The organism is Parabacteroides sp. KHUB-03 (assembly GCF_056640975.1).
The window spans coordinates 1006829-1033701 of the sequence record NZ_CM153257.1; the positions used below are offsets into that span (position 1 = coordinate 1006829).

26 protein-coding genes and 1 pseudogene are annotated in these 26873 nt (G+C 45.0%); 2 read left to right on the forward strand and 25 right to left on the reverse strand.

Annotated features, from left to right (window positions below):
* Positions 1-270 precede the first annotated feature (270 nt).
* The 3 genes from ACYIB7_RS04375 to ACYIB7_RS04385 all read right to left on the reverse strand — a co-directional run bounded on the left by ACYIB7_RS04375 (position 271) and on the right by ACYIB7_RS04385 (position 1593).
* A complete protein-coding gene (locus tag ACYIB7_RS04375) occupies positions 271-366 on the reverse strand; it encodes a hypothetical protein (RefSeq protein ID WP_480338449.1) in 96 nt (31 codons plus the stop codon).
* A 161-nt stretch (positions 367-527) separates the two neighbouring features.
* Positions 528-1196 (reverse strand): DUF6624 domain-containing protein, encoded by a 669-nt coding sequence (locus ACYIB7_RS04380; RefSeq protein ID WP_249053763.1) that lies wholly within the window; start codon positions 1194-1196, stop codon positions 528-530.
* A 205-nt stretch (positions 1197-1401) separates the two neighbouring features.
* A complete protein-coding gene (locus ACYIB7_RS04385) occupies positions 1402-1593 on the reverse strand; it encodes a hypothetical protein (RefSeq protein ID WP_480338498.1) in 192 nt (63 codons plus the stop codon).
* A 200-nt stretch (positions 1594-1793) separates the two neighbouring features.
* Here ACYIB7_RS04385 and ACYIB7_RS04390 point away from each other — a divergent pair, with 200 nt between their 5' ends.
* Positions 1794-2342 carry a P-loop nucleotide/nucleoside kinase family protein gene (locus ACYIB7_RS04390; RefSeq protein ID WP_087335545.1) on the forward strand — a complete coding sequence of 183 codons (549 nt, stop codon included), beginning with the start codon at positions 1794-1796 and terminating at the stop codon, positions 2340-2342.
* Positions 2343-2351: 9 nt separating this feature from the next.
* Here ACYIB7_RS04390 and ACYIB7_RS04395 read toward each other — a convergent pair whose 3' ends face one another.
* The 21 genes and pseudogenes from ACYIB7_RS04395 to ACYIB7_RS04495 all read right to left on the reverse strand — a co-directional run bounded on the left by ACYIB7_RS04395 (position 2352) and on the right by ACYIB7_RS04495 (position 22647).
* Entirely contained in the window at positions 2352-3884 is a 1533-nt protein-coding gene (locus tag ACYIB7_RS04395; protein WP_480338233.1) for a plasmid recombination protein, read from the reverse strand.
* A 234-nt stretch (positions 3885-4118) separates the two neighbouring features.
* Positions 4119-4844 carry a hypothetical protein gene (locus ACYIB7_RS04400; protein ID WP_480338234.1) on the reverse strand — a complete coding sequence of 242 codons (726 nt, stop codon included), beginning with the start codon at positions 4842-4844 and terminating at the stop codon, positions 4119-4121.
* 34 nt (positions 4845-4878) lie between these two features.
* The gene (locus tag ACYIB7_RS04405; RefSeq protein ID WP_480338235.1) at positions 4879-5226 is read right to left on the reverse strand and encodes a hypothetical protein; all 348 of its coding nucleotides are present in this window, start codon (positions 5224-5226) and stop codon (positions 4879-4881) included.
* Positions 5223-5618 (reverse strand): helix-turn-helix domain-containing protein, encoded by a 396-nt coding sequence (locus tag ACYIB7_RS04410; RefSeq protein WP_480338236.1) that lies wholly within the window; start codon positions 5616-5618, stop codon positions 5223-5225. The genes ACYIB7_RS04405 and ACYIB7_RS04410 overlap by 4 nt, the downstream gene beginning before the upstream one ends.
* Positions 5619-5651: 33 nt before the next feature.
* Positions 5652-6758 carry a tyrosine-type recombinase/integrase gene (locus ACYIB7_RS04415; RefSeq protein ID WP_480338237.1) on the reverse strand — a complete coding sequence of 369 codons (1107 nt, stop codon included), beginning with the start codon at positions 6756-6758 and terminating at the stop codon, positions 5652-5654.
* A 30-nt stretch (positions 6759-6788) separates the two neighbouring features.
* The gene (locus ACYIB7_RS04420; RefSeq protein WP_480338450.1) at positions 6789-7610 is read right to left on the reverse strand and encodes a helix-turn-helix domain-containing protein; all 822 of its coding nucleotides are present in this window, start codon (positions 7608-7610) and stop codon (positions 6789-6791) included.
* A gap of 228 nt (positions 7611-7838) precedes the next feature.
* A pseudogene (locus tag ACYIB7_RS04425) lies at positions 7839-9206 on the reverse strand (TraG/VirB4 family ATPase); the annotation flags it as partial.
* A gap of 98 nt (positions 9207-9304) precedes the next feature.
* Positions 9305-9601 carry a DUF4133 domain-containing protein gene (locus ACYIB7_RS04430; protein WP_121737082.1) on the reverse strand — a complete coding sequence of 99 codons (297 nt, stop codon included), beginning with the start codon at positions 9599-9601 and terminating at the stop codon, positions 9305-9307.
* Positions 9602-9613: 12 nt separating this feature from the next.
* Positions 9614-9976, reverse strand: a complete 363-nt coding sequence (locus tag ACYIB7_RS04435; protein WP_118146592.1) for a DUF4134 domain-containing protein — start codon at positions 9974-9976, stop codon at positions 9614-9616.
* Between the two features lie 51 nt (positions 9977-10027).
* A complete protein-coding gene (locus tag ACYIB7_RS04440; protein ID WP_008770786.1) occupies positions 10028-10360 on the reverse strand; it encodes a DUF4134 domain-containing protein in 333 nt (110 codons plus the stop codon).
* The gene (locus tag ACYIB7_RS04445; protein ID WP_480338238.1) at positions 10357-10809 is read right to left on the reverse strand and encodes a hypothetical protein; all 453 of its coding nucleotides are present in this window, start codon (positions 10807-10809) and stop codon (positions 10357-10359) included. Before ACYIB7_RS04445 ends, ACYIB7_RS04440 begins: the two co-directional genes overlap by 4 nt.
* Before the next feature lie 244 nt (positions 10810-11053).
* Positions 11054-11941, reverse strand: a complete 888-nt coding sequence (locus ACYIB7_RS04450) for a toprim domain-containing protein (protein WP_480338239.1) — start codon at positions 11939-11941, stop codon at positions 11054-11056.
* Between the two features lie 46 nt (positions 11942-11987).
* Positions 11988-13055, reverse strand: coding sequence for an AAA family ATPase (locus ACYIB7_RS04455; protein WP_149940434.1), 1068 nt, complete (start codon positions 13053-13055; stop codon positions 11988-11990).
* Complete coding sequence (locus ACYIB7_RS04460; protein ID WP_008781778.1) at positions 13055-13501, reverse strand: helix-turn-helix domain-containing protein; 447 nt, start codon at positions 13499-13501, stop codon at positions 13055-13057. Before ACYIB7_RS04460 ends, ACYIB7_RS04455 begins: the two co-directional genes overlap by 1 nt.
* Complete coding sequence (locus tag ACYIB7_RS04465; RefSeq protein ID WP_103878091.1) at positions 13498-13893, reverse strand: helix-turn-helix domain-containing protein; 396 nt, start codon at positions 13891-13893, stop codon at positions 13498-13500. Before ACYIB7_RS04465 ends, ACYIB7_RS04460 begins: the two co-directional genes overlap by 4 nt.
* A 158-nt stretch (positions 13894-14051) precedes the next feature.
* Complete coding sequence (locus ACYIB7_RS04470; protein WP_480338451.1) at positions 14052-14828, reverse strand: hypothetical protein; 777 nt, start codon at positions 14826-14828, stop codon at positions 14052-14054.
* 57 nt (positions 14829-14885) lie between these two features.
* Positions 14886-16394, reverse strand: a complete 1509-nt coding sequence (locus tag ACYIB7_RS04475; RefSeq protein ID WP_480338240.1) for a hypothetical protein — start codon at positions 16392-16394, stop codon at positions 14886-14888.
* Between the two features lie 11 nt (positions 16395-16405).
* Positions 16406-17566: a site-specific integrase gene (locus ACYIB7_RS04480; protein WP_007850371.1), complete on the reverse strand. Its 1161-nt coding sequence runs from the start codon at positions 17564-17566 to the stop codon at positions 16406-16408.
* A 227-nt stretch (positions 17567-17793) separates the two neighbouring features.
* A complete protein-coding gene (gene mnmE, locus ACYIB7_RS04485; protein WP_480338241.1) occupies positions 17794-19185 on the reverse strand; it encodes a tRNA uridine-5-carboxymethylaminomethyl(34) synthesis GTPase MnmE in 1392 nt (463 codons plus the stop codon).
* A 2-nt stretch (positions 19186-19187) separates the two neighbouring features.
* A complete protein-coding gene (locus tag ACYIB7_RS04490; protein WP_099463322.1) occupies positions 19188-20309 on the reverse strand; it encodes a DUF362 domain-containing protein in 1122 nt (373 codons plus the stop codon).
* A 163-nt stretch (positions 20310-20472) separates the two neighbouring features.
* Entirely contained in the window at positions 20473-22647 is a 2175-nt protein-coding gene (locus ACYIB7_RS04495; protein WP_103984374.1) for a tetratricopeptide repeat protein, read from the reverse strand.
* Positions 22648-23186: 539 nt separating this feature from the next.
* On the opposite strand from ACYIB7_RS04495, the gene lepA reads away from it, so the two are divergent.
* Positions 23187-24974 carry a translation elongation factor 4 gene (gene lepA / locus ACYIB7_RS04500; protein ID WP_099463320.1) on the forward strand — a complete coding sequence of 596 codons (1788 nt, stop codon included), beginning with the start codon at positions 23187-23189 and terminating at the stop codon, positions 24972-24974.
* A gap of 59 nt (positions 24975-25033) precedes the next feature.
* On the opposite strand, the gene ACYIB7_RS04505 is transcribed toward lepA, so the two are convergent.
* Complete coding sequence (locus ACYIB7_RS04505; RefSeq protein WP_103984375.1) at positions 25034-26872, reverse strand: carbamoyltransferase family protein; 1839 nt, start codon at positions 26870-26872, stop codon at positions 25034-25036.
* Between the last annotated feature and the right edge of the window lies 1 nt (position 26873).

Sequence of the window (26873 nt, forward strand, 5' to 3'; positions counted from 1 at the left end):
GAGAAAAGGGGTATAAAAGCTGTTTTTTGAGGAAGTGAGAGGATAGGAAGAAGATGCGTGTGAAGATGAATATTTAACAAAAACTTAACAGTCAGAAGGTATTTTTATCTTTTGCCGCAGGTCTGTCGGAACGGGGGCAAAACAGCAAAAGACTTGTCGGGGAATTATTAACTATTACTGAACCCCACTGTTTTATATATTTTATGGAGCAATAGAGGTACAAATGAATAGAAATGGCGGCTAAGAAATTAGTCGCCGACATAGAAAATTCTATATTATTTGTCCTTTCTTTCTGTATTCAGCAGGTGATACCCCCAATACCCGTTTGGCATAACGACTGAAATGCGACAAGTTATAGAAACACATCCGGTCGACAATGTCAGTCAGCGTAAGGGCAGGGTCATTCACCAACTTTTTGATTTCATACAGCGCAGGTGACAATCACCATTTGAATACCGTTTGTCATCACCAAAAAACAGTCGCTTCGTTCTAAAAACGCAATCGGGCGGATTTGCGGATATATACTTTTAGTGTTGTTTGAATGATTGATACCATGAATTAAAAATTGATTCATGCAGTTTTATATTGCTTTTGTAAAACTCTTTGCTCCATCCGTTTTTTAGTCCACAATCGTTCATATATTCATTCAAAGGCTCAAGTCCCATTTCCTTTCGGAGTGAATCAACTTTGTCAATATCTTGTAAAGGGACTAAATAATCTATCCCATCTTTGGTTATTCTTTGCGTACCATAAATTTGTTTTTGTGCTTGATTCATAAGGCATCTGTCTGTTAAAAAAGCATATTGCCATCCTTGAGCCGCACCTTTTAGGACTGCTTCTTTCAATATAGGTAAATACTTATTCTGAATTATAGAGTCTTGCGAATGCTGTATACAAAGGAAAAGAGCTTCATTTGCTTTATAGCCAATTTCATCGGGTGCAAGCCAGCCATATTGGTCAATAATTTCAGTAACTCTGATAGCATTTTTACTATCTATGTCATGCATTATTTTTTGTATTTTATCGACATCTTGATTCTTCTTTCGAGCGTCAATCAACAACAGACGTATACTCTGGTCCTTGATTCTCATTTCTTCTAATTCATTTTCAATAGAATATAGTTCTGCATTGTATTCTTTTTCGTATGCATCAAGAAGTTCAATATAGGTATTGTTAAATGATGTAGTATCTTGCATATCAAGATAATAATAACAGCTATCAATTATGTTTGACAAATTTTGACCCTCCAATTTATTGCAAAACAGTAAAAACAAGCAAACATGAAACAAATTCCTTAGCATAAATCTAATATTTATTTTTATTGCAAAATTACGCAAAAACTTTTATCCGCTATCAAAATTGAATAGTTTTTTTGTATAGGATAGAAAGCATTTCCGTTTTTCACATTGATATTTCTTGTTCATGTCCTCTCTCAATTTTCCAGTCATACTTACCCTCTGCCACATCGCCAACCTCTTTGAGTATATGGCGATGTTTTATTTCATCAAACGGCTGTCGGCTCTCCGCATAGTCACAATACCATGGAAAGAAAAAATGCTTATTCTTCTTTTCGTTCGTTTTATTTGTGTACATTTGCATCAAATAAAAGTTGTTTGACAGAAATACACCACACATCACAGAATTTGTGACTATTCCCAAGTCATTACCTCGTTCTATGAGAAATACTCATAAGTAGCTCATTTTTAATATATTCCTATTTTAATATCGTTTTTTCTTCATAAGAACGACACTTTTTATATTTTTGCGGATACATAAAAATAAGATATAAATATATGCATCAAGGTAGAATTATTATAATTACCGGTTCTCCCGGAACAGGAAAGACTACAATAGCGTCAATTGTTGCACACGAATCTGATTTTGCAAAGTCTGTACATATGCATACAGATGATTTTTATCATTATTTGAGTAAAGGTGCAATACCCCCACATTTACCTGAATCACAAGAACAGAATTTGGTTGTTGTCGAAGCATTTTTAGAAGCCGCAAAACGTTATGCGCATGGTGGGTATGATGTAATTGTAGATGGAATAATAGGACCTTGGTTTTTAGCTCCTTGGATGAAGATTGTACAGGAGGGGTATGAGGTTCACTACATTGTATTAAGAGCAGACAAAGAAGAAACGATGAAACGCGCAATTGAACGAACGAAATTAAGCAAAGAAGCAAATATTGAGTTAGTAGAAGTAATGTGGGAGCAATTCGCCAAGATTGGTGATTATGAATCATTTGTAATAAATACAACTGATTATTCTATTGGAGAAACCGTTTCAATAATAAAAGAACATATAAAGGGGAAAAAGCATTTACTTACATTATAAAAGAGAATATCACCGTGAAAGCCCGTTGCTCTGTGTAGAGTTGATTTTCCAATCATATTTCCCCTCCGCGACATCGCCAACCTCTTTGAGTGTATGGCGATGTTTTATTTCGTCAAAAGGCTGTCGGCTCTCCGCATAGTCACAGAGCCATGCGCCGACCATATTCTGCTGTTCGGTCGTTTCCCCGTACTCCTGCATCACGCTCTTGATGTCGGCGGCTTCAGGCGGGGCGAAGAATGACTTGTGCTGCTCCGTGCCGAAATGGATAATCGCATCTATGGCTCGCCGGAAAACCTCGCTTGCCTTGTAGAGCATATCCGCAAACAGGCTTAGGATATGCCTGCTCGCTTTCAGCGTGCTCTGCAACAGGCGGATGGTCTTGTCTTTCTCCGCCGTGGCTTGGCTCACCGCTTGGCTTATGCGCTGCCGCTCGCCGTCCTTTTGCTCCTGAAGCTGCCGTACCGCCTTGTCCCTTTCAATGGCAAGTGAACGGCTTTGTACCAAAGCCCGGTCACGCTCGGCTTCGGCTTTCAGCTTCTCTGCAGCCAATACCTTTGTACGTTCCTCCGCCTTGTCCTTTACTGCTTCGGCAAAGGCTTTCTTCATGCGCTCGTTCTCAGCTTTCAGCTTGGCGTTTTCCTTTTCGACCGCTGCGGATTTGCCGACCCCCACAAGACTGCCGACGCTATCCAGTATGCTGTCCACTTTTGCCTTGCGCTCGTCTTTGAGTTGCTGCTCCTTTTCGGCAATCTCGCTGTCGAGGGATTGGCGGTACTGCTCTTTCGCCTTGTTCTCGCCCTCCACGAATAAAAGTTCCGCTTCGGCTTCCTCCTTTGCGGCGATGGCGGCTTGCCTTGCAGCTTTCGCCTGTTCCGCTTCCTGTTTCTGCTTGGCGATGATGAAATCCGTGCGCTCCAGATGTTCCTTTCCCGTCACCTCCTTTGAGGTGCCCCTTTCCATTTCCAAACACTCTGCCAAAACGGTCTGCATCTCGCTCATGGCTTTCTCGTCCAGCTTGCAGGACTTGCCCGTATCGTGGTTCATCCAGTCCCATACGATGTGAGCATGGAGGTTGGGCTTCCATGTGGCATTGTCGCCGGGTATTCCGTAATGCCCCTCGTCACGGTGGATGAACACCTGCAAGGCTGTGATTCCCCAACGCTGCTTACACACCTCACAGAAGTGCCGCAGCTGCTCCATTGTGGTGTCGTCCTTGATGACGACCACGCCCTCCTTGAGCGGAGTGCTGCCACGGACGATGGTCACCTTGCCCGTCTTCTTGTTCACCCTTTCCCGGTCTTTGGTCTGCATCGCCCGACCTGTCTTTTCCTTGACCATGGCGGCTATCTGATTGTAACGGTCGGTGAGCGTGTCTTCGCCGAAATCAGATGATACCCATGTCTCGTTTCCTGCCATGAGGTCGGTACGGATGTAGAACTTCTCACTGCGGATATTGGCGAGGTATTCCGCTGTCCGCCTGTTGTGCGCTTCGCTGCTGCCGATGTTGCACGGCTTGATGTTGATGGATGTCTTCTGTGCCATAGGTTTGTATGTCTTTTGAGTTTCACTTCGGGTTATTAGGGCAGAGCCTTAATCGGAGGGTGCAGGGAGAGGGTCACTTCCTGCTCCGGGTTCTTAGGGCAGAGCCATAAGCCCCTCGGGAGAGCCCACAACTTCGGAGCACAGCGGAGAAGTTATAGTGGGCTATATCTGGGCAAGCCCAGTCAATCACGCCACGCCTACGGAGTACCGCTGAAATCCTGCACTGTGCGCCCGTCAGTTTCTCCCGGCTATGTCGGGGTCTTCCACGCCGCCATTCGTGCCGTCTTGCGCTTCTTTCAGGCTTTCTACGGGGTCATTGCCATGCTGCCCGTTGCCGTTGTCTCCGGCATGTGAATTGTCGGTTTCGTCCTCCGCATCCGCTCTGTCATCCGACCTGTCGGAAACCACAGGCGAACAAAGGGAAGAAGAAAGGGCGGCTGCTCCGCCTGCCATGTAGTCCGCATCCTGCCTTGGGCATTGGCAACCGTCCGGCACGGTACACGACTTATCCTCCAGCGGCATATCATTAGAGTATGGTGTCCGTACTTCGTCTGCCTGTCCTTTGGAGACTGCCGCAGGCTTGACATAATGGGGGTTGGTCAGCAGGACACCATCCACATACCACCCTGTCAGGAAATGCAGGGTGTGTACGGAAGTACGGTTGTTGGTTCGGGTGGTCAGCACACCGAGCCTGTTGAAGCTGTCGATGAGCTTTCCGATGGTCTTTCGGTTGCAGCCCATGTACTCCGCCAGTTCCACATCGGAAGTTGCCGCCTGTCCCACCTCCAAGTCTATCTCAACGCCCTTGATACGGAGGGTGGTCTTTGTCCGCACGGCGGCGGTCATCAGCCTGTGCAGACATTTCTGCCTGTTGATGGCGGCTTTGCCGTCCAAAAGGAAATCCCACTGCCCGGCGGAAAGGATGGTGCAGTAATGTATGGTCTGTTCGTTCTTGCACATAGTCTATGATATTTACAGGTGTTACACTGGTCAGCTACCTGCCCATGCCGTACCCGTGTTCCGGCATGTGGTATTCCCTGTCCGCTGCGATGTGGTTCAGCACATCCTGCAAACGGTCAAGCTGTTCATGGTCAAGCACCCGGATGGCATTGATGGTTATCTTCTGTGTGGCAATCCTGCGGTGGGCGATGTTGTTCTCGTTCATCGTGCCGTCACCGTCCGCATGGACGGAACGGAGGTAGGCATTGACCGCTTCCGTCTGTTCTTTTGAGGGGTACGGTGCTGCCCACCTGTCCTGAATATAGCCGACCATTTTGCCGACCGCATCAGCTAAAAGTGGGTCATGCCGTGCGATGGCGGCTGTCAAATCTTCTGTCTTCATAAGGCTTCTTGTTTGTTGTCCGTCCGTAAAGAGCCCGGCTTGCGTTTCTTGCCGCTGCGCAACGCTTCGAGCCGTTTGTTGAAATCCTCCTCGCTGCCTGTCCCCGATGTTCCGCCCTGTTCAATCCACTGCATGATTTCATCCTCGAAGAAATAGAGCCTGTTGCCACGCTTTCGGTACGGTATGCGCTTTTCGGAAGTCATGGCATAGATGGTGGAAGCCGATTTGCCGAGCAGGGCGGCGACTTCTTCAAGGGAAAGCAGGCTACGTTTGCCCGTGTCTTTTCCTGCCGCCTTGCACAGTACCTCGTCCACCTTTCCGGCAAGCTGTTCCACCCGTTCTATCAGGGTGGAAACAGCCTGCGGCAGTTGTTCAAATGTGATGTTACCCATATCCAATCTTTTGTTTTGGTTGTCCTGTTCCGGTTATTTTAGCGTTATCTGTTCGGAAGCCTTGCGCTTCAGGTCGTTCACCACATCCGCATAGACCTGTGTTGTCGCCACAGTGCTGTGTGTAAGCATTTTTGATATGGTGTAAAGGTCAGTCCCTGCGGCGAGTTGCAGGGTTGCGTAGGTATGCCGGAAGCAATGAAAGGTTATGTGCTTCGTAATCCCGGCAGACCTAATCCAGTCCTTGAGATACAAAGGGAGCAGGGCTTGTGTCATTCCCTTGAACACCTGTCCCGTGGAACGCTCGCCGCAGAGTGCGAGGGCTTCATCCGACAGCGGCAAGACGGCTTCCGTCCGGGTTTTCTTGGTGACGATGTGCATACACCAACCGCCGTCCGCACCCCTGATGATGTTCTCCCACTGCAGGCGTATGATGTCGCTGATGCGCAGTCCCGTAAGGCAGGAGAAAAGAGCCGCCGACTTTACAACAGGCTTCTCGCATGGCGTGTTGGCAAGCATCTTCACTTCCTCCAGTGTCAGGAACTCACGGCGTGTATTGACTTCCTTGGCGTGTTTCAGCCGTGTGGCGATATTGTCCTTGATGCGCCTTTCCTCGTATGCCTGCCGCAGTACGCATTTCAGCTTGTTCAGGTTGTTGTTGGCTGTGGACGCCATCATCTTGGTGCGGTTGTGCGTGGTGAGCGACAGCATGTAGGTAAGGAAGCCCTGGCAGTATTCCACCGTCAGGTCGTCAAAGGTGCAGCTGCCGCCGCAATACTTCTCGAAGTGCTTGTAGGCAACGCTCCAGTTCCTGAAATTGTCATCGTCCGCCATTTTGGAGCGGAAATACTCCAAGAAGCTCTCCTTGCCCCTGTTACGGTCGAGGAAACCGAACTCTTCGTTGATGATGGCTTCCGTCCGCTTGCACTTGATTAGCTCCGCATTGCGCAGCATGGTCTTGTTGAACTCTGCTTCAAACTTCTCTGTCGGGTTGGCATAGATGTAAATGCCGAGGTACTCCCTCCGTGTCAGCCTGCCCGTTTTCGGGTGCCGGACAGGTGGGTAGAAGTCCAGATAAAGCGATAACTGTCCGTTCTTGATGGGTCGTTTCCTGACCGTCACTTTCGTACAAATGTTCGTCATATAGCTAATGTATTTAATGATTAAAAATTTCTATTGTTCCCGCTTGGCTTTCGTGCTTGCGCTTTTCCGCTCGGCTTCCTTTCGTGCCGCATCCCAGTCAGCTTTCAGGTAGTACAGGCGGTTGCCGTGTATGCGCTTTGTCCGTACCCCGTGGGTGAGGGCAAACCTGCGCACCTGTGTTTTGCCCAGTCCGAACAGGCGCATGATGTCGAAGCACGAGTACCAATGCTCCGAAAGGTTGTTGCCCAACCGTTCCGCTTCCTCCGCCATAGCCTTGTCCACCTCCGCTTTCGGAAAGCACTTGGTGGCGTTGGCTTTGATGCAGGGTATCGAATAGCGCATACGGAGGTTGTAGAAACGCCCGTAGGTGTAATTGAACTTTTGGCATATCTCCGCCATCGTGTAAAGGTCGCCTGCGACACTCTCACTGTCCGTGAACGTATCACGCACGGACTGCTTGTAGTTAGCCGCCGGAATGAGCCGCCGTTTTGCCGGGCTGCCCTTTGCTTTCGTCTTTCCCTCCTGTCGTGTGAGGGCTGTTTCCTCTGTCTTTTGCACATCTTTTTTCATCTTCCCTTTTGTCTTTTTCCCCTGCTTGGCGAATACTGAAACGCTCCGCTTGCAGTAGGTCGTTTCCTTAATCATCAGGAAGAAATCCTCCTTGGTGATTAGCGTAATGTGGTATGTTATCCTGCAAGCCCGGAGCGTGCCACTGTATATCAGGTTGTACACGGTACGGCTGCTCACTTGCAGCAGGCTCGCCACCTCCCCAATGGTGAGGAACGGCTTGTCCGGTATGTCCCGACCGAAGTCGGGCTGAACTGTTAATTTCTGTTCATTTTGACGGTCCATCATCGAAGAAATTTATTTGCACACTGTTGAAAACTGTTGCACGCTGCTGAAAGGAAGTCGAACCGTGTGACCCCTCCGGCGAGGTACAACTGTGGTACAAATTTACTCCGATTAGGACTAAACGCCAATAGCAGATTTCTCCGTTTGTTAAAACATATTAGCTGTAAATCAAGTATTTATAACAGTAGATTTTACAATCGCTTGCCGTCGTTTTGTCCTGTTTTTCTCCATGTGGAACGACTTGCCGCTGCCACTTGGACCCAAACAGAAAAAATTGCTGTTGTCGGTCAATTTCTCCGCGCCCTCTTTTCCTGTGATGTCGATAGCCACAGGCACGCCTTGCCTGTCCGTGTAATATATCTTCAAAGGAGTTTTCTCACTATGCAGGATGCGTTCCTTGTACATCAGACAGGCTGCCGCATCACCCAAGGTAAGGAAACGGTCATAGTCGGGATTCATACCGTAACAGTTGCCCGGAAAGGAATTGACGAACAGCTCCAACTGGTTGTAGGCTCTTTTGGAAATATGGATGCCCATCCTTGAAAACTGGTTTTCCAGATGGTTGGTGCATTTGTGGAGGTCGGTGTCCGCGGACATGGCTACTACAAGATTGTAGTGCGTATAGACCAGTTGCTTGCTTTCCCTTGCCACCACCTCCTGCACACGCTTGATGTCTTCTACCGCCATTTGATTACCGGGATTGGGCATACTCGCATGGCGGTTCTTCTTTTTGTCAAGCAAGGCCAGTTCTCTCTTTTGGTTGGGAATGAATATCATCTGGTTATACACCACCGCTTCGGTATTGGGAATGCCGGACACAACCGACACCAGATCCATCGGCATACTGCTGTTGTTGACTTCCACGTTGGTGTAGGGACGGATGACAGACGGCAGGCTCACGTTATCCACATCCACAAGGCTATACACCTTGCACCGTTTGTCTCCCATGGAGATACATTCGTCATTCACCTTGAAGTTAGTCATGGAGACCACCTTGTCACGGAAGTTCATGGCGAAATAACGGTCAACATATTCATTGACTTCCTGCCTGTTCAGGAATCTCACCTGTACGCCGGCATCACGCAGCTGGTCGTGAACCTTGCGTATCTTTACAAGGAAGTCTCGCCACTTCTTGCCGTCAAAAGAAAACAGACGGCTTTTCTTGACTTCCTGTGTGATAGTCAGGTAACATTCGCTGTCGGTATAAGGTCTGCCGTTGAAGTAACGGAAATAGGATGTGGAGAGAAATTCACGGTTCTCGTCACTCTCTTCCGTGAACTTTTTCCGGATAAAAATATCCTGCTTGTGTATGGCATAGCCTTCTCCCAAAGTCTGGGCAATGGCGGTGAAAAGTTGCGTGAACTCATAGTAAGAGTCGATATTGGCGCAATATTTCTGTACCGGGTTCTCCAGTTTCAGCACGGCGGAATATTCTCCAGTCTTAGTATATATCACACCAATCCCGTTCGCTTCTTCCACGGAGAAATAGATGTCCTGAAAGATGCGTTTCCGCTTGCCGCCAGTTCCAAAGGCATAGACCGACACGGCCATGCCCACGCAAAGGGCAATGAAGACTATGAAAACATATATAATCATTCGGCTGTTTACAATTAAGGGCAGGCTGACATATTGAAAGGTCAAGCCCACCCACGTTCAACATTCAATATATCCATTCATGGTCAAATGGTTTTCTGTTACATTTTCTTTGAGTAGGCATAGATGAACACCCCACGTTCCTGCCGTTTGCTGTGCAATCCCTTGCGCTGCTTGAACAGAATCAGTCCCACACCGCTTGTCACGGTGACGGACAGGACAATCAGGGCAAGGACGAATCCTGCCACACAGTAGGCTATGATGAAGCCGACAATGGCGATGCCTATCGTGGCTGCCGCCCAATAGATGTAGCGACCCTGAATACCCATAAATTCAAGGGGACGTTGCAGCCCCTTGAACAATGGATAATCCGGATAGTGTTCCTCTTTCCCGTTCATGATACCTGCGGTTTAGGAGAGTCCGAAGAACAGAGGAAGTGCCTGGGCTGCCGCGATAAGGAAGATGCAGGCTCCGACCACCATCATGATCTTCTTCTTGACATCCTGCTCCTCGTTGTTCATCGCGATATATACCGAGATCGCACCCACTACGGCTACCACACCGGCAATGGCGTAACAGAGTTTCACCACGATAGGAACATACTTGGCGATTTCCTCGCTCACTTGGGTCAGTGCCGCTGTTCCGGCCGAGTAGTCTCCTGCGGTAGTCTGTGCCATCAAAGCGGTCACACCGCACACCATCATCAGGCAGGTCATCTGCGTTTTCTTTGAAGTCGCGATTTTCTTTGCGAATCGTTTTACTTTTTCAAACATGCTTGTCTTGTTTTAATTGAACTTTATTGATTGTTTTACACTCGTGATTTTCTAAATTCGATAGCCGAAAAATGCCGGAAAGACTATTGTCGCACCGATGATGAAAAGGCAGGCTCCGACCAGCGTGAGTATATGCTTGGTGATTCCGTCCTCGCCCGTGTTCATCTTGATGTATATCTGGAATGCGGCTATGACCGCAAAACCTCCTGCAACCGCGTAAATGATGTACTGGACATAGAGCATCATCGTCACCACATAGTCGTGCATGGAAGCCAGCGCGTCCGCTCCCCACGAGTAGTTCACGCCGCCGCTTTTAGCGAAGACGGAACAAGGGAGCAGCGTACACAGTGCGCTTAGTATTCTTTTGCCATTGTGTCGGGTCATAGTTCATCAATTACGTTCTTGGTGGTTACACCTCCGTCCGGATGCAATTCTCCAATGCCGTTTTGAATCATCAGCTTGTACAGCTCCGCAGAGTTATAGGGATTGGAGAAGGTGACCTGTGTCTCTTCCATGTTAGCCTTGACCTTGTTGTTCAGAGCCTCGATGACATCCTGTCTCGGCTTTTCGTCTGTGGAATTTGTTTCCTCCGACACATTCTGTGTCTTGTCGATGTAGTGTGTCTCATACTCGTTATCTCCGATATTGAATCCCTTGTCGTTCTCCACCACGCTGACGCTTTCTTCCTCGTCAAAATCGCTCACGTCAAATTCTTCTTCTCCGGATTTTATCTTTTCTCCGTTTTTACCATAAAGGTCTCTTGCTATCATCACAGCGTAGTAGATGATGTATGCCACGGTCAGCGCAATGGCGAAGATAAAATATGCTTTCATATCTTATAGTCTGATTTTAGAATATGATTAAAATATGAACGCAAAGGAAATACAATAATTTCATACTACGAAATATCCTCACGAAAAGCGGCTGAATATTAAACATTATTCCGAGAAAATCTAAAATCATACTCAATTATCATACTTTGACGGGTTTTGTCCGGGGCAATAAACAAGAAAAGCCCTCCGTATTTGGGAGAGCCTTTCGCTGGTTGGAAGAATTCTATCAGAGGGAAGACAAAGACTAACGCCTTTTACCTCTCAGATAGTCATTCAAATCTTTGTAGTTGTAGTAACTTTCGGAGTGGTCGATTACCTTTTCCCCGTAAAGTCCGGTAATAGTTTCGACTGTTTTTCGCCCGGCAAGGTCGTTATCCAGATAGCAATGGATGGTGGTGTACCGTTCCAGTTCCACAAGACACTTTTTCAGATTACTGACTGAGTTCATCACAAGAAAATCGGTAGGGCTGTCGATGCAGACATGATAGTCTCCTTTTCTATGAAGTTCTTGGTAAGACAAGAAGTCCATAAAACCCTCGAACACGCAGACATGGTTTTGGATTATATCCTTGTTATACCTGATGACGGATATGTCTTTCCCCTTTATACATCCTTTATAATAAGGATTGCGCACCTCGTAACCGCCGGTCTTGTTTTCAAAGGCTATGGCGAAATAGTGTCTTTTGCGTAGCTCATAATGAATTTCCTTGCAATAAAGCCTGCCGATATTCTCACTGATATACCTGGAACGGAGGTAAGACAACAGGGCATGGTGGCTCAGTTCTTTTACTTCCACGTTTTCCATTTCTTCCTCGATAGGACAGGGACGGACACTCCGGCTTTGTAACTGTTGAAAAGGTACGCCAATGGCATTCTCGCTGATACGGAGCAATACCATACTTACATTGCCAGTCCGATAAAGGTGTTTTCCCAGTTCTATGATGTCACCTCCGGCAGAAATCCCAAAGTCATACCATTCGTTCAAATTATCGTTGACCTTGAACGAGGGGGTACGTTCCTCTCGCAATGGGGAGAGGTACCAATACTGGCAGCCGCGCGCATTGACCGGAGAATGTCCTATTATCCGCAGATATTCCACAAGCCGTATCTGTTTCGCTTCTTTTATATTCATTTTAGTATGGTTTACTTATATATACCCACAAACTAAACCATACTGCTTAGAGATGGAATGAACTATTATAGGAGTAGGTACGACCGTTTTTTGTAATGGCATGATTTTCCAACAGGAACTTACACAAGTTTACCAATGTGTTTCTTCCTCTTGAATACCCAATGCTCTCATATCCCTTTTTAAGAGCTTCAAGCAAAGATTGATAGCCATATTCCGCGCATTCTTCAAAGGCTACTTCCAAGGCGGTTCGGTGTTGCTGCTCTGTCATATCTATATAAGAAGCCAGTCTGTCCATTTTGTTCTTTTTGAATTGGTGTTCTTTTACCAAGTGAGGGAGAGAGTCTTCTCCGATTTCAAATGCGAAAGGTGTAAATTCCCTGTCCCTTATGTGCATGGCCCTTACTTCGCTGATTTTTCCATTTTCATTGTTTTTTGATATTTGCAGAATAGTTTCGGCCTTATTGTTCAGTTCTGTTCCTATATGGCCTCTGGTATTGTCATCGCCTTTGTTTAGATGTAAGACGGTGTGGATATGCAGCTCGTAATAGCTTGACCATCTCATCAGTTCATTGATTATGTCAAGAGATTCGCTGGGACTGTTTATGTCATGGATTAAATCACGGATGCCGTCAATGATTACGAGCCCGATGTTTTGCTCTTCGTGGAGTGCCCATCGTATAATGTCTCTCCTTTGGTCGGGAGTGTATTCTCGCAGAACCAAAAACTGGATGTTGTCATTTTCTTGGTCGGTAGGCAGTCCTGCCAGTTTAAGGATTCGATGAAGCACTTTGTGGCAATGGCACTTGCTTTGTTCTGTATCGATGTATAGGATTCTATTCTTGCAAGATGGCAGTTCTGCTTTGTACTTTAGAATCTCCTTTCCGGAAAGAGCCGATGCGACAATGGCGCTGACATTGAATGTCTTTTTGCTTTTGGGTTTGCCGGTGGAAGCACTGAAATTCCCGATTGTAGCAATGGTAACGCCGTCTATTTGTACGATTTCCTGTGGAAACTCGTATTTTTCGGTAACACTCAGCCGTATATATTTCAATAAAGACTTATATTTGGCTTCGTCTATCCGATAATTGTTGGGTTGTATCATATCAGGTTGCATTATTTTTTTCCTCCTTTTGTTGGTTTGTTCTTACTTTTTTGTCCCAATGTGTAAGCGATGACATTGGCTTGCCTTTCTATTTCTGCATTGGAGAAACAGGGGTTGCGCTTTATCCATCGGTTCAGGTCATCCCTAAGAATGAATATGTTTTTCCCATTCGGCTTATACACGGTAAGTTCTTTCTGCATGGTTAACTTATAGACATAGCCTTTGGACACTTGTAGATAGGCGGCTACCTCGTCTATATTGAGAAACTCTTTTGCGGCATAAGCTATCTTTTCCACATTTTCAAGATGGGATAGCAGTTCGGCCAAAGAACCGAATCGTTTCAGGTAATTTTCAACATTCAGAATTTCCTGCTGAAAATTTTCCAAGGAGTTGTTTTCGAGGAATGATTTCAATCCTTCGATACGGGAGAGTAGTAAGTCTATTTCTTTTCTATTCATAATTCTTCTTTTGTTATAGCAGCAGGTTGCCCTATTGTTTGTACTTGATTTCTCATTGCCCATTCGCAAAGTTCCTTTCTGTTGAAATATACCAATTTGCCGTTTGGCTTGTAGTGTGGTATTTGCTTGAGAGAAGTGAGTTTGTAGATATAACTCTCGGACAAACCGAGATAAGCAGAAGCTTCAGCGGTAGTCAGCACTTCCTTGACTGCCCAAATACGCTCTTTCAACTGTGCAATGTAATTCTCGATGGTCTGGATTTTATCCACTTCGTTAATCTTTTGTTCTAACGACTGGAGCCGTTCAAAAGGTTTCTCCGTTGCCATCATCGAAATCATGTTCTCCATTTTGGAGAGCATCTTATTTTCATTTGTCGTTCTTCGATGTCTCATTGATTGATGCTGTTAAATTTGACAATGGGAGGTATGCCCTCCGTGAGTAATCGATTACGGAGGGCAAAGGTAGATGAGTATATTCGCTTGATTATGTTGAGATTATTGAGTATCAACACAATTCTCAATACGACTCTCAACAATTTGTTATTCCTTTGTTATACTTCTTTGTTTTTGATTAGAGTGATATACTTGTCTATGATTGCCAAAAACTGCTTATCTATGGCGTTGGGAGTGGTGTCTTTTATCCGATTGAGGGTTGATGACATATCGTGTTGGGTCAGTAATTTCTTCCCTGAAGAACTGATGACAAGATGTTTTTGGGCAATTACCGATTGCCAGTTATAGGTTATCACATCGTGTGAAGCCAGTTTATCCAACAATAAAACCAATTTGCTGTTGTTTCTTGAAGTCACAGTCTGCAATGTGTCTGCTGCATAACAAATGGCAACATTGTCTGCATCCAAAACTTCCTTAAACAAACAGACCTCATTGGCAAGTTGCACAATGAGGTCCAAAGTATGTCTGTCAAGTAAAGGTTTGATGTTGGTGTTCTGAATGGTCTGAATAGGATTCCCCGGACTGCTGTTGTCGGACTCAGTAGCGGATTCCGACAGGTCAATGGCGTAAAATTCGTTCAGTAGTTTTATGATCCCATTTTCGTCCAATAAGTCATGGTCGAAATGTTTGCGAATCAAAATTTCATGCTTCCCCAGAAGCTCTATTACCGTGTGGTAATTCTTTAGATGTTCATTCTTGCTCCAGGCATCATTCGCATCGTGAAACCGATGGGAATGGGTAAAGTCAAGCACGTATCGCCTGTAACTTTTTTGCCGTGTGGTGACTTCGTCTTTGTAAGACTTATGGGCTTGCTCAACCAACCGGAATAGCCCTTCTTTACCGGTCTGCGCAGGAGTCCATTGGAAACCTCGCATCGCTCTTTTCAAAAAGAGAGAGGTGCAAAGATAATTTCTTTGACATAAAACATTATTTTAAGTATTGTTGTTTGCCACCTTTGCGTTGATGGCGTTTTTGTTTTGAGTACTAAGATAGTTATCTGCAATGGTTTTTAGTTGAATATCGTATGTGTCCATCAATCCTTTTTTTACTATAAAACGAAAATTACTATCCATACTTTCTCTGTTTGGTACTTTATCATTTTGTAAGCGGAAGCAGTTTACGCACTTTACCCATACATCATAGGGATTGTGTTGCTTAAAGGCCAAATGTACAAAGTACATAAGTGAAGTCTGTGTTTTCATCCATACTATAGGATGTTCAAATACCGTTTCATCGAAAATACCTTTGAATGCGGCAAATGTGGTGTCGGAGGAGATATATCCACCGTCAAGTAGGGCGGAGAACATGGAATGTATCTCATCTTCGCTATTCGGACTGTAAAATACAACTTTGCTCGTATGAATGAGCCGTTCATCAGAAGTTTCTTCATTGAACGTATTTTCAATGTGGTTGAACTTATCACAGATAGCCTTTAATCTAACATCATACCTATCCAACCATCCGGCTCGCTTAATCCAACTGTAACCTGATACAAAACAAGCTTTGTGCGGAGTGTGTCCGTTTATGCTGAAACAACATTCTCCTTTTACCCACAAATCCTTCTTGTTGAATTTGTAAAATGCCTGATATACGAAAAAGGACAACTGCCGTTGCGTTTTAATCCATTCTACCGGCTTGCTGAATGTCCTTTTATTGAAAATGCCGACAAATGTTTTCAAGCCAGTGTCAGGTGCGATGTATCCGTATTTCACTAAATCTCGATACAGCACTGCTATATCTTTTTCACTCTGTGGTGTGTAGAATGTCTCTGTCTGATGCGTTGGCTCAAATTCAGTAAAGTCAACTTCCGGGTAGAGGGCTTTGGTCGTTTCGTAAAGTTCCGTATTGTATCTCGGAACACGCCAAGTGCTGAATCGCTTTCCATTTTCCCTTTTCCATTGCTTTTCAAAAAGGATGTAGGTGCTGGGAAGTTTGCTGATGGTAGATACAGCATAGGCTATCACTTTCAGTTGCAGCGGCTTCGTTTGCGGCATCGGCTGATAGTGTTCATCCAAAAGACCTGCGCGTATGGCTCTTTGTAATAATGTAGCCACCTGTTCATTGGCTAAAGGCTCAATCAAATCTTTATATTCGCCTTTCACCTCTTCTTCTTGCCTTTCGCAAAGTGACAGCAACGCTTGCATATTGTTCGCATAACAGTCAATTACCTTGACGTATGCAGAATCAATTTCCTGCCTATGACTTTGTACATAGTTTACGACAGGAACGGTAAATTCGTTATTTGTTATAAGATTTGCCAAAAGAGGAGAGGGAGCTTGTTCCATATATAGACAAATCTCTTTCGCCCATTTCCCGATATTCATCCACGAAGAGTCAAGTGCTTCAAATTCGATTTCATCATCCAGATCCAATTGGCTTTTCATTTCACCGACGATTCGGGTAATCTTCGTTATCTTTATAACGGTTTCTTGCCTTGTCATAAACACGGGATTTAATCAATATCAGGAATCAATGATACGGCATTCTGCTTGTTTTTGTCAAGCACCTTTGCATAAATTTGTGTGGTCGCCAGTTCTTTATGCCCTAATAGTTTTGATACAGTGTAGATGTCCGCTCCCAAGTCAAGCATAAGCACAGCGAAGGTATGTCTCCCGCAGTGGAAGGTCAGATTCTTATTGATATTGGCAGCCATGCTCCAACGCTGTAATTCCAATGAAGTCCAAGCTCCGTATGTAAATCCTGTAAAGACGGGATCTTCCGGGTTGCCTCTTTCACCGAGGTATTTTTCTGCCTGTGAGGAAATGTCAAGATACTCTTGTCCGCCAGTCTTCTTTTGTTTGAAGACGATTCTCGTGTAATCTCCAAATTTTTGAACCTCGCTCCATGTGAGTTTCTGAATATCGCTTTTACGAAGTCCGGTCAGGCATGAAAAGAGGAAAGCTCTTTTTAGAATAGGATAGCGGCAAGGAGTAGCAGCCAACTGTTTTACCTCTTCCAAGGTCAGATAGTCACGCTTTACTTCTGCGGCTTTGAATCCCTCGATTCCACGCAAAGGATTTACAGGTATGATTCTTTCATCGTAAGCCTGGTTGATACAGGCGCGGAGCTTATTGAAATAAGAGACTTTTGAGTTTTGGGACAAGCCTTGAAACACATCCCTTTCTCTACGTGGGCCGGTACGCTTGTGAGTGTCTTTTTCCACATTATTCAAAAAATCCTTGAAGCCGTTTATAAACTCCGGAGTAATATCTTTGAATGTGGTTTTCTCATCACAATAGATTTCGAGATAACGCAAGCAGCTTCTCCAGTTACCCCAGTTACCCTCAGATTCAGGATTCTTGTGTCTTTCTTCAACCATCTTCCGATAGTATTCCAAAAAAGGAGTATCTTCTTTGAATTGGCGAGTGAAAGAATACTCTCCGTTCTGCATTTCAATGAGGCGTTTGGATTTTATAGCCTGAGCGGTTGCCAATGTCTGTCTGTTCTGCTCACGCTCCAGTGGAGTAGTGGCATCGATCAGATAAAGTTTCAAATACTCTTTCTGACGTTTACCATTTCTGTAGATGTCGAGATACAAGCTCACGTTACCGTTTGCCAACTTCTTTTCCCGTAATTTTACGGGTTCTTTCTGGATTGTTGTTTTCTTAGTCATAGCCTGTTCCTATTTTAATGAGAGATGTGATTCATTGTCTTCGGGGACAGAATTTTGTCCCTCGTGTCCCTTATGGGGGACAATCTGGGGACAAAAATACAAAAAAAATATGAAAACAGGCAGAAAATACGGAGAGAAAGAGAAAATATAAATTCTCATAAAATCATTGATTTTTCGCACTTTACGGATTTATATTTTCTCTTTTTTATGCTTTTCTTTTCTTTATGTCACTTGCCGATGCAAAACTTACCAAATATATTCTCTAATATTTCATCATTGCTGATTTGGCCTGTTATTTCTCCCAGGTAGTGCATGCATTCACGGATGTCCTGGCTGAGGAAGTCGCCGGAAATGTTTTGGTCGAGGCCGTTTATGACGCGGGTAATGGCTTCATGAGCTTTTGTCAGAGCTTCGTAATGGCGGACGTTTGTGACGATGATGTCGTTTTGGCTTAGCTCTGGGATAGAAGCGGCCTTTAGGAGTTGTTGTTGCAGCAATTCGGTATTGTTTTGTTGCTTGGCTGAGATGTAAAGACGTTCTGCCGGAACATTGGACAGGAGTTGCTGCTTGGCAGCCAGAGCTTCGGGTGACAGCAGGTCGGATTTGTTAAATATTAATAGTGTGTGCTTGCCTTCGGTTTTGGGGATGATGACTTGTGCGAGCGATTCTATTAATTCTGGCGGACTGGTTAGGTCAATTACCCAAAGAACAATAGAAGCCTGTTCCAGTTTCTTGAATGTTCGTTCTATTCCAAGGCTTTCTATCGTATCGCTGGTCTCGCGGATGCCGGCGGTATCAATGAAACGGAAGTTGATGCCTGAAATATTGATCGTGTCTTCTATCACATCCCGGGTTGTGCCGTGTATATCGGAGACAATGGCACGTTCTTCTCCCACTAAAAGATTCAGTAAAGTAGATTTTCCTGCATTGGTTTCACCTATTATGGCTACGGGAATACCGTTTTTTATAGCGTTGCCCACACTAAAGGAATCGGCTAGCTTATGAATTAGCTGTTCAATGCCGGATGCCAGTTGCTTTAGATTTGAACGGTCGGCAAACTCTACATCCTCTTCGCTGAAATCGAGTTCCAATTCGATGAGGGATGTGAAGTCTAGTAACTGATTGCGAAGTTTGCTTAATTCATTGCTGAATCCTCCGCGCATCTGGCTTACTGCCAGTTTATGTTGTCCGGCGGAAGTAGAGGCAATAAGGTCGGCAACTGCTTCGGCCTGGCTAAGATCTATTTTGCCGTTAAGGAAGGCACGTTGTGTGTATTCGCCGGGCAAAGCGGAACGACAGCCTTTTTCGATAAGCAGTTGCAGTAGTTGTTGTTGTACATAAACAGAACCATGACAGGTGATCTCTACCGTATCTTCTCCCGTAAATGAATGCGGATTACGGAATAATGCCAGCAAAACATCGTCAATCATCTCTCCGTTACGATAAATGCTACCGTAGCTGAGCGTATAGGCTTTTTGCGCCGTTACGCTGTTTCCTTTGGTTCTGGGAACAAAGATAGAGTTGCAGATTGATATGGCTTCGGGGCCGGAAACGCGAATAACTGCTATTCCTCCGGCTCCGGGTGCTGTAGATACGGCACAGATTGTATCCTGATTCATGATTAAACGGTTATAAGTTCATATTGTTGAGTTCCTAGCCCTAGCTTTTCGGCATGTTCCAAACCTGCCTGCCAGTTTGTGTCGGGATGGATCAAATGGAACTTGTCTTCGCCTTCCAGATGCTGGTGGGGATGAGCCTCCGAGAGACGGTTTACGGTTTGCAGTGCAGGTGCGTTGGTAACCAGATCGGCACATGCTTTATCCAATGCTACCGGATCGAAAGAAGCGGCAATTCCTAAATCGGGGACTATGGCTGCATCATTGTGGTTCCAACAATCGCACTCGGGAGATACATTCATGATGAAACTTACGTGGAAGTGAGGTTTATCCAGTAATACGGCTTTTGTGTATTCGGCAATCTTGTAATTCAGCCGTTCGGAAGTGTCCCACGAAGCCAGAACAGCCCCTTCGTATTGGCAAAGTGCCACGCACTGTCCGCAACCTACACATTTGTCATAATCGATAACAGCTTTGCGGTTATCATTCAGGTGTATGGCATCATGTGCGCAATGTTTTACACAGATGTTGCATCCTTTACATTTTTCGATGTCTATTACAGGTTGCGAATTACCGTGTAGTTCAAGCTTCCCGGCTACACTGGCACATCCCATTCCCAGATTTTTCAATGCACCGCCAAAGCCGCTTTGTTCGTGTCCTTTAAAGTGATTCATGGAAAGAACAATATCGGCATCAACAATGGCTGTACCTATTTTAGGTGCCGGGCAGTACTCGCCGTTTATTTCGATTTCCCGGCAGTCGGTTCCTTTCAGGCCATCGGCAATGATTACATCGCATTGGGCGGAGATAGGATTAAACCCGTTTTCCATGGCACTCCTTAGGTGATCAACGGCGTTGGAGCGGCGTCCGGAATATAGCGTATTGCAGTCGGTCAAAAAAGGTCTGGCTCCCAAACTGCGAAGCAAGTTTGCCATACGGGCTGCATAATTAGGGCGGATATAAGCCAGGTTGCCAGGCTCTCCAAAGTGGATTTTAATGGCTACAAATTGGTCTTTAAAATCGATTTTCTCAATGCCGGCACGTTTAACAAGGCGCTCCATCTTGTCGAGCAGGTTGCTTGACGGCGTAGTGCGTAAGTTGGTGAAGTAAACTTTTGAGGTTTCCATTTTCTTTATTGATTTATGTTACAAAAGTACAAAAGAAGGGGCTGTCCAACAAGTCTTTTTTGTCCAAAGTATCCGGAGCTATAACTCCAAACACTTTGGAATGATAAGTGGCCTTATGGCGACCCGAAAGGAACTTACCGGAGACAGCTTCCATGTTTGCTGCTTATCTGTTTGATGTATCGTCTAGTGTATATTGAAGTTGGTCTAGCATAAGAGGAACTTCATTTTCTTCGATGCCGGCAACAAGCAGGTCCGGAATGTCCTGGATAAACTGTTCCCGGAATTTATTGAAGTCGTAATCATCGGCTTCTATGGCCTGCTTATAGTAAGAGAGTGCCCCTTTGATATTTTGCAGAGCCCATTCGGTATGACCGGCATTCAGATAGTCTTGCGTATCGGGCTGGCTGTCCGTTATCTTCTTGTAATAATTGCGTGCCTGGTCATATTTTCCTGTCAGAAACGAGCACCAGGCTATCGGCCGCCATGCCTTATGGCTTTTGTTGTCCAGATAATCTACCTTGAAATAGTATTTTAATGCTTCGTTGTAATTCTTCAGTTCCAGATAACAATGTCCTATGCTGATCTGGGCAGATAAGTTATCCGGGCTAAGCGTTTCGTAGCGACGATAATACTTCAATGCTTCTTCCGGTTGTTTCAATGTGCGGTAGCAGCCTGCAATTCTCCGGATCACCCATTTGCTTTCCGTATTGAGCAGGTCGGCACGAAGGTAGGCTTCCAATGCCCCTTCTATATCTCCGCCCATTTGTTTGCAATAGCCTATTTTCTGGAATAGGATGTCGCTACCTTGAATATGCTCCGATAAACGGTTGTAAATAATCAGGGCATCGGAGAAGTAATTCTTGCGGAGGTAATATTCCGCAATGGTAGTCAGGCTTTCTTCGTCCGAGATGTAGGGTTGCAGTATCGGAAGATTATGGAAATCGATCGGAGAGGTAAATATGTCTTCAAAATCGAGATGACTGGGGTATAGTTTGAAGAAACGGTACAAATCCTGAATGTACTGTCCTGTAATTATTTCCTCTTTGCCTCTTTTACTGATCAGCTCTTCTTTGCTTTGTTGTATCATTTCGTTGGCCTGGCTGTCAAATTGATTCATCATCATGCTACGGTGTGCTTCCGGCAGTTGCATCATGCTGAAATAAAACGAATACTTGTCCGAGTTACACATAAATCCGGCAGTAGTCATCGTGTCGAGCATTTGTTTTTCGGCACTGTCTTTGTTAAAACGGTCTCCAAATGCTGTGTGTGATGTGGTAAACGGCATAAACCAGTTGCTTAGTTCCCTGAAAAACGGGAAGTTCTTCAGATGAACAAACGTAGAATGCATCACATCGGCTCCTTCCTGTTGTAGTTCGCTGAATTCTTCCATCTTCTTACCTAGCGAACTCATCTCTTGCCATTCCGGATTCATCTCGTCTCCGAGTTGTTCGGGGTTAAAATCTTTCAGATTGATCTTCTTGCTGATCTTAGGACTTAGTTTCATCATTTCGGGGATGATCTCGTCTTGCAGTTTACGGGTAATCTTTTCCGTTTCTCTGGCCAGGATAAACCGTAGGATAATCGTACGGATTGCCTTGGTGAGGTTGGGTGTTTTTTCGTCCAGTGCAGCTAGCCTGTTTGCTATCTGCGGATATAACGCTGTACGTTTCCTGTATTTACATAAAGTGAGCAAAATGCCGATCAGGGCACGGACACGTATTTCTTCATTGTCCAACGACGCAGCATCGAAAAGCAACATGAGCTTTTCTTTATCAAAGGCCATTTGCAACCCGAGCATTAAGGCAGACACCGTCTGTGCACCCACACTGGTAGGCAAAGCGGTGTCTGTCAATATGTCTTGTATGCCTGCTACTTCTTCTGCCGTAAGAGGGTTTGAAACCCATATCTTGTGGAAAAGAACAATCAGCCCGGCTTCAAACCGTACTTCCTCTTTTACTATTCCAACCGGAGTAGATAGCATGCTGTGCAGATTGGTATAGCTCATCTGCTGCTGGGTTTGCAGATTACGTCGATGGCTGTAATAAACCAGAGGCGATTCGATGGCCAATGCTTTATGTTTCACCAAGTCTGCCAATTCGTATGCCGAAGCTACCAGATTGTTATATATCTGTTCCTGCATCGGATCTTTGGCGCCTTCACCCCGGTAGCGAAGCATGTATCTGTATGTCTCCTGTGCTTCGTCTAATTTATCCTGAAAAGAATATTCACGACTGCCGGCTATAAATCCTTGCAGGAAATCGAAAGCATTCTTCAACTCTCTGCTATCCAATGAACCAATGATGCGGTTGTATGCTTTGTTTATTTCTTGTATTGTCATAATCTATTAACAACAAATGGTATGCCAAAAGTATTATTTTTCTTTCAACAACAAACAATTGCTTGTCTATTTAATAGAAGAATGTGTGTCAAAAGTCGGAATTAAGGAACGCATACTGCGCATATTACGCAGACTACGCGCAGAGAAACCTATTACATTCCCCTGTCAGACCAATCTCCCTACCTAGGGAGATACTTTCCCTCTACCTAGGGGGATCTTTTCTCCTTACCTAGGGAGATTATTTCCCCCTACTTAGGGAGATTGGTCTGACAGGGGGAGGGCGGGACGCCGGACGAGGCTAAGACAAAGAGGGAGTGTAGGCAGTATATACGGGGTTATGCCGTGAACGTGCCTTTATGCTGCATATCCTGTTTGCAGAACTGCTGTATTGCCGAACGTTTCTTTCATATTTATGAGAGAGCCAAAAAAAACAGTATATTTGTACCGCAAAACATACATCCGTAAGATGATATCTTGTAGTAAGATGATCTTTACCGGAGGTGTTTCTGTTCTAGAAATAAATAAATTACGGTGTAAAGATGAAGAATATCCGCAATTTCTGTATTATTGCTCATATAGACCATGGTAAAAGTACCTTGGCTGACCGTTTGCTTGAGTACACCAAAACTGTAGAGGGTAAAGACTTGCAAGCACAGGTTCTTGATGATATGGATCTGGAGCGTGAACGTGGTATCACGATTAAAAGCCATGCTATCCAGATGAAGTATAATTATAAGGGGGAAGAATATATACTGAACCTTATCGATACTCCGGGACACGTAGACTTTTCGTATGAAGTGTCTCGTTCCATAGCCGCTTGCGAAGGTGCTTTGTTGATTATTGATGCCGCACAGGGTATTCAGGCACAGACCATTTCCAACCTGTATATGGCTATAGAAAATGATCTAGAGATTATTCCGGTGATGAATAAGATTGACTTGCCGAGTGCTATGCCGGAAGAAGTGGAAGATCAGATCGTAGAGCTGCTGGGCTGCCCTCGGACAGACATTCTGCGTGCCAGTGGTAAAACAGGAGAGGGTGTTTTCGAGATACTTGATACGATTATAGAAAAAGTTCCGGCTCCGAAAGGGGATCCCGAAGCTCCGTTGCAGTGTCTTATTTTCGACTCCGTGTTTAATTCTTTCCGCGGTATTATTGCTTATTTCAAGGTGGTAAACGGGGTGATACGTAAAGGTGATCATGTCAAGTTTATTGCTACCGGCAAGGAATATGATGCCGACGAAGTTGGGGTATTGAAGCTGGATATGTCTCCCCGTAGTGAAATCCGTACTGGCGACGTAGGTTATATAATTTCCGGTATAAAGACTTCCCGGGAAGTTCGTGTAGGTGATACTATTACGCACGTGGACAGACCCGCAAAAGAAGCAATTGCCGGTTTCGAAGAGGTAAAGCCGATGGTGTTTGCCGGTGTTTATCCTATCGAAACGGAAGACTTTGAAAACTTGCGTGCGTCGTTGGAAAAGCTACAGTTGAATGATGCCTCCCTTACCTTCCAACCGGAAAGTTCTGCTGCATTAGGCTTTGGATTCCGTTGCGGTTTCCTGGGTTTGTTGCACATGGAGATCGTGCAGGAACGTCTGGATCGCGAGTTTAATATGGATGTTATCACAACAGTTCCGAACGTATCTTATAAGGTCTATACAAAGAAAGACGAATGTATCGAAGTGCACAATCCGAGCGGTTTGCCCGATCCTACGTTGATTGACCATATAGAAGAACCGTTTATCCGTGCTTCCGTCATAACTAATACGACCTACATTGGTCCGATCATGACACTTTGCCTGGGTAAACGTGGTATATTGCTTAAACAGGAGTATATTTCCGGTGATCGTGTCGAGATTCACTACGATCTGCCTTTGGGCGAAATTGTGATTGATTTTTATGATAAGCTGAAAAGTATTTCCAAAGGGTATGCCTCATTCGATTACCATATACATGATTTTCGCCCCAGTAAGTTGGCAAAGTTGGATATACTGCTGAATGGCGAACCGGTAGATGCCTTGTCTACACTTACACATGTAGATAATAGTGTAGCCTTTGGACGTCGCATGTGTGAGAAGCTGAAAGAGCTTATTCCGCGCCAGCAGTTCGATATTGCAATTCAAGCTGCTATTGGAGCTAAGATTATTGCCCGTGAAACCATAAAGGCTGTCCGTAAAGATGTTACGGCTAAATGTTACGGTGGTGATATTTCGCGTAAACGGAAACTGTTGGAAAAACAGAAAGAGGGAAAGAAACGTATGAAACAAATCGGAACAGTGGAAGTGCCCCAAAAAGCATTCCTTGCTGTACTGAAATTAGATTAAAACGAAAAAGTTGGATGTGTAGAAAGGATGCCTCGGTTTGAAGCATCCTTTTTTGTCTTCTAATCCGTCCATTCCATTGGAACGGACTTGATGTTTTCTTCCGGTTGATCCTGTTTGGCGAAAAGCCAGTTGCCAATGACCAGGTAATTCATTCCCGTACTCATAAAGCAGCAATAGGCGTCATCGGGCGTACAAACGATAGGTTCGCCTCTGACATTGAAGCTTGTGTTTACAAGAACGCTGCAACCCGTCAGTTTCTTGAAAGCGTTCAACAAAGAATAATAACGCGGATTGGTTTGCATCGATACTGTCTGGACACGGGCACTGAAGTCTACATGTGTTATAGCTTGCAGCGACGAGCGGTTTACGTAGAGCTTTTCTAAATAAGGCAAAGCCTCATAATCATAGGGTAGTGGTAATCTGTGGCTTACGGATAGATTTGCTACTTTAAGCATATAAGGCGAGGTTTCGCTCATGTCAAAGTATTTGGAGACATCTTCTTCTAAGACACTGGGGGCGAAGGGACGGAAACTTTCCCTGAACTTTATCTCGAGATTCAGCATTTTTTGCATGCTGGTGTTTCTAGGATCGGCCAGGATGGAACGGTTTCCCAATGCTCTTGGTCCGAATTCCATTCTTCCCTGGAACCAGCCTACAATCATTCCGTCGTTAAGCAGCGAGGCTACCTTATTATATAATGTATCGTTGTCCAGCCTTATGCCTTGCGCGTTTTTCTTTCGCATAAATGCCTGGACAGACGCGTCGGTAAAGCATGGCCCCAGATAAGAACCGGACATACTGTCGGGTGTGTGTACGGTTCGTTCTTCTTTTAGGTAAGTGTGCCAGGTTGCGTAAGCGGCACCTAGAGCGCCCCCGGCATCTCCAGCTGCCGGTTGAATCCATATTTTGTTGAACAGATTGCTGCGTTCTATCTTTCCGTTGGCTACGCAATTCAGAGCAACGCCTCCGGCCAGCACAAGGTTGGCACATTGTGTCAATTGTTTTGTGGTTTCAATAAGCCGCAGCAATACTTCCTCAGTGACAGACTGGATGGCATAAGCCAAATCCATGTATTTCTGAGATAATTCCTCCTCCGGCTTCCGGGGTGGAAATCCGAAAAGCTTTTCCCATTTACTGTTTTGAGTCATCTTTAATCCTGTGGCATAGTCGAAGTAATCCATGTTAAGCAGGAAGGAACCATCTTGGCGGATGTCTATCAGACTTTCTTTTATAATCCGGATGTATTCCTGTGTTTGGGATGAAAGGGTGCCATAAGGTGCCAATCCCATCAGTTTATATTCTCCGCTGTTCACTTTGAATCCACAGTAATAGGTGAATGCTGAATAAAGCAGTCCGAGAGAATGCGGAAACTGAAGTTCGCGAAGTAACCTGATCTCTTTGCCTTCGCCAATACTGATTGTTGTGGTCGCCCATTCGCCAACACCGTCTACTGTCAGGATAGCTGCTTTGTCAAAAGGAGACGGATAGAAAGCACTTGCCGCATGCGATAAGTGATGTTCCGGAAATAGTATTTGTGTGTCTATTTCTTGTTTCAGAAGCTCTTCACACAGGATACGTTTCATGTAAAGCTTTTCCTTTACCCATACAGGCATAGCTTTGGCGAAATTACGGAAACCTTTCGGAGCGAAGGCGTGGTATGTTTCCAGTAACCGTTCAAACTTGATGAATGGTTTTTCATAGAATGCTACATATGAAATATCAGTACCGTTTATTCCAGCCTCTTCCAATACATATTTTATGGCATGATGAGGAAAGGAAGAATCATGTTTGGTACGTGTAAAGCGTTCTTCCTGTGCTGCGGCTATTACCTCACCGTCTATTAGTAAAGCAGCGGCACTATCGTGGTAGTATGCAGATATTCCAAGTATAGCTTTCATC

What these genes read in the sequence shown, in the direction of transcription:
- ACYIB7_RS04405 (WP_480338235.1), bottom strand. Translation starts at nt 5,226, where the DNA reads ATGAAGACAGAAGATTTGACAGCCGCCATCGCACGGCATGACCCACTT.
- ACYIB7_RS04475 (WP_480338240.1), bottom strand. Translation starts at nt 16,394, where the DNA reads ATGACAAGGCAAGAAACCGTTATAAAGATAACGAAGATTACCCGAATC.
- ACYIB7_RS04455 (WP_149940434.1), bottom strand. Translation starts at nt 13,055, where the DNA reads ATGCAACCTGATATGATACAACCCAACAATTATCGGATAGACGAAGCC.
- ACYIB7_RS04460 (WP_008781778.1), bottom strand. Translation starts at nt 13,501, where the DNA reads ATGAATAGAAAAGAAATAGACTTACTACTCTCCCGTATCGAAGGATTG.
- ACYIB7_RS04450 (WP_480338239.1), bottom strand. Translation starts at nt 11,941, where the DNA reads ATGAATATAAAAGAAGCGAAACAGATACGGCTTGTGGAATATCTGCGG.
- ACYIB7_RS04400 (WP_480338234.1), bottom strand. Translation starts at nt 4,844, where the DNA reads ATGTGCAAGAACGAACAGACCATACATTACTGCACCATCCTTTCCGCC.
- ACYIB7_RS04410 (WP_480338236.1), bottom strand. Translation starts at nt 5,618, where the DNA reads ATGGGTAACATCACATTTGAACAACTGCCGCAGGCTGTTTCCACCCTG.
- ACYIB7_RS04435 (WP_118146592.1), bottom strand. Translation starts at nt 9,976, where the DNA reads ATGTTTGAAAAAGTAAAACGATTCGCAAAGAAAATCGCGACTTCAAAG.
- ACYIB7_RS04395 (WP_480338233.1), bottom strand. Translation starts at nt 3,884, where the DNA reads ATGGCACAGAAGACATCCATCAACATCAAGCCGTGCAACATCGGCAGC.
- ACYIB7_RS04480 (WP_007850371.1), bottom strand. Translation starts at nt 17,566, where the DNA reads ATGACTAAGAAAACAACAATCCAGAAAGAACCCGTAAAATTACGGGAA.
- ACYIB7_RS04390 (WP_087335545.1), top strand. Translation starts at nt 1,794, where the DNA reads ATGCATCAAGGTAGAATTATTATAATTACCGGTTCTCCCGGAACAGGA.
- ACYIB7_RS04465 (WP_103878091.1), bottom strand. Translation starts at nt 13,893, where the DNA reads ATGAGACATCGAAGAACGACAAATGAAAATAAGATGCTCTCCAAAATG.
- mnmE (WP_480338241.1), bottom strand. Translation starts at nt 19,185, where the DNA reads ATGAATCAGGATACAATCTGTGCCGTATCTACAGCACCCGGAGCCGGA.
- ACYIB7_RS04380 (WP_249053763.1), bottom strand. Translation starts at nt 1,196, where the DNA reads ATGCAAGATACTACATCATTTAACAATACCTATATTGAACTTCTTGAT.
- ACYIB7_RS04430 (WP_121737082.1), bottom strand. Translation starts at nt 9,601, where the DNA reads ATGAACGGGAAAGAGGAACACTATCCGGATTATCCATTGTTCAAGGGG.
- ACYIB7_RS04375 (WP_480338449.1), bottom strand. Translation starts at nt 366, where the DNA reads ATGTGTTTCTATAACTTGTCGCATTTCAGTCGTTATGCCAAACGGGTA.
- ACYIB7_RS04490 (WP_099463322.1), bottom strand. Translation starts at nt 20,309, where the DNA reads ATGGAAACCTCAAAAGTTTACTTCACCAACTTACGCACTACGCCGTCA.
- ACYIB7_RS04470 (WP_480338451.1), bottom strand. Translation starts at nt 14,828, where the DNA reads ATGCGAGGTTTCCAATGGACTCCTGCGCAGACCGGTAAAGAAGGGCTA.
- ACYIB7_RS04440 (WP_008770786.1), bottom strand. Translation starts at nt 10,360, where the DNA reads ATGACCCGACACAATGGCAAAAGAATACTAAGCGCACTGTGTACGCTG.
- ACYIB7_RS04505 (WP_103984375.1), bottom strand. Translation starts at nt 26,872, where the DNA reads ATGAAAGCTATACTTGGAATATCTGCATACTACCACGATAGTGCCGCT.
- ACYIB7_RS04385 (WP_480338498.1), bottom strand. Translation starts at nt 1,593, where the DNA reads ATGTACACAAATAAAACGAACGAAAAGAAGAATAAGCATTTTTTCTTT.
- ACYIB7_RS04420 (WP_480338450.1), bottom strand. Translation starts at nt 7,610, where the DNA reads ATGGACCGTCAAAATGAACAGAAATTAACAGTTCAGCCCGACTTCGGT.
- ACYIB7_RS04415 (WP_480338237.1), bottom strand. Translation starts at nt 6,758, where the DNA reads ATGACGAACATTTGTACGAAAGTGACGGTCAGGAAACGACCCATCAAG.
- ACYIB7_RS04445 (WP_480338238.1), bottom strand. Translation starts at nt 10,809, where the DNA reads ATGAAAGCATATTTTATCTTCGCCATTGCGCTGACCGTGGCATACATC.
- lepA (WP_099463320.1), top strand. Translation starts at nt 23,187, where the DNA reads ATGAAGAATATCCGCAATTTCTGTATTATTGCTCATATAGACCATGGT.
- ACYIB7_RS04495 (WP_103984374.1), bottom strand. Translation starts at nt 22,647, where the DNA reads ATGACAATACAAGAAATAAACAAAGCATACAACCGCATCATTGGTTCA.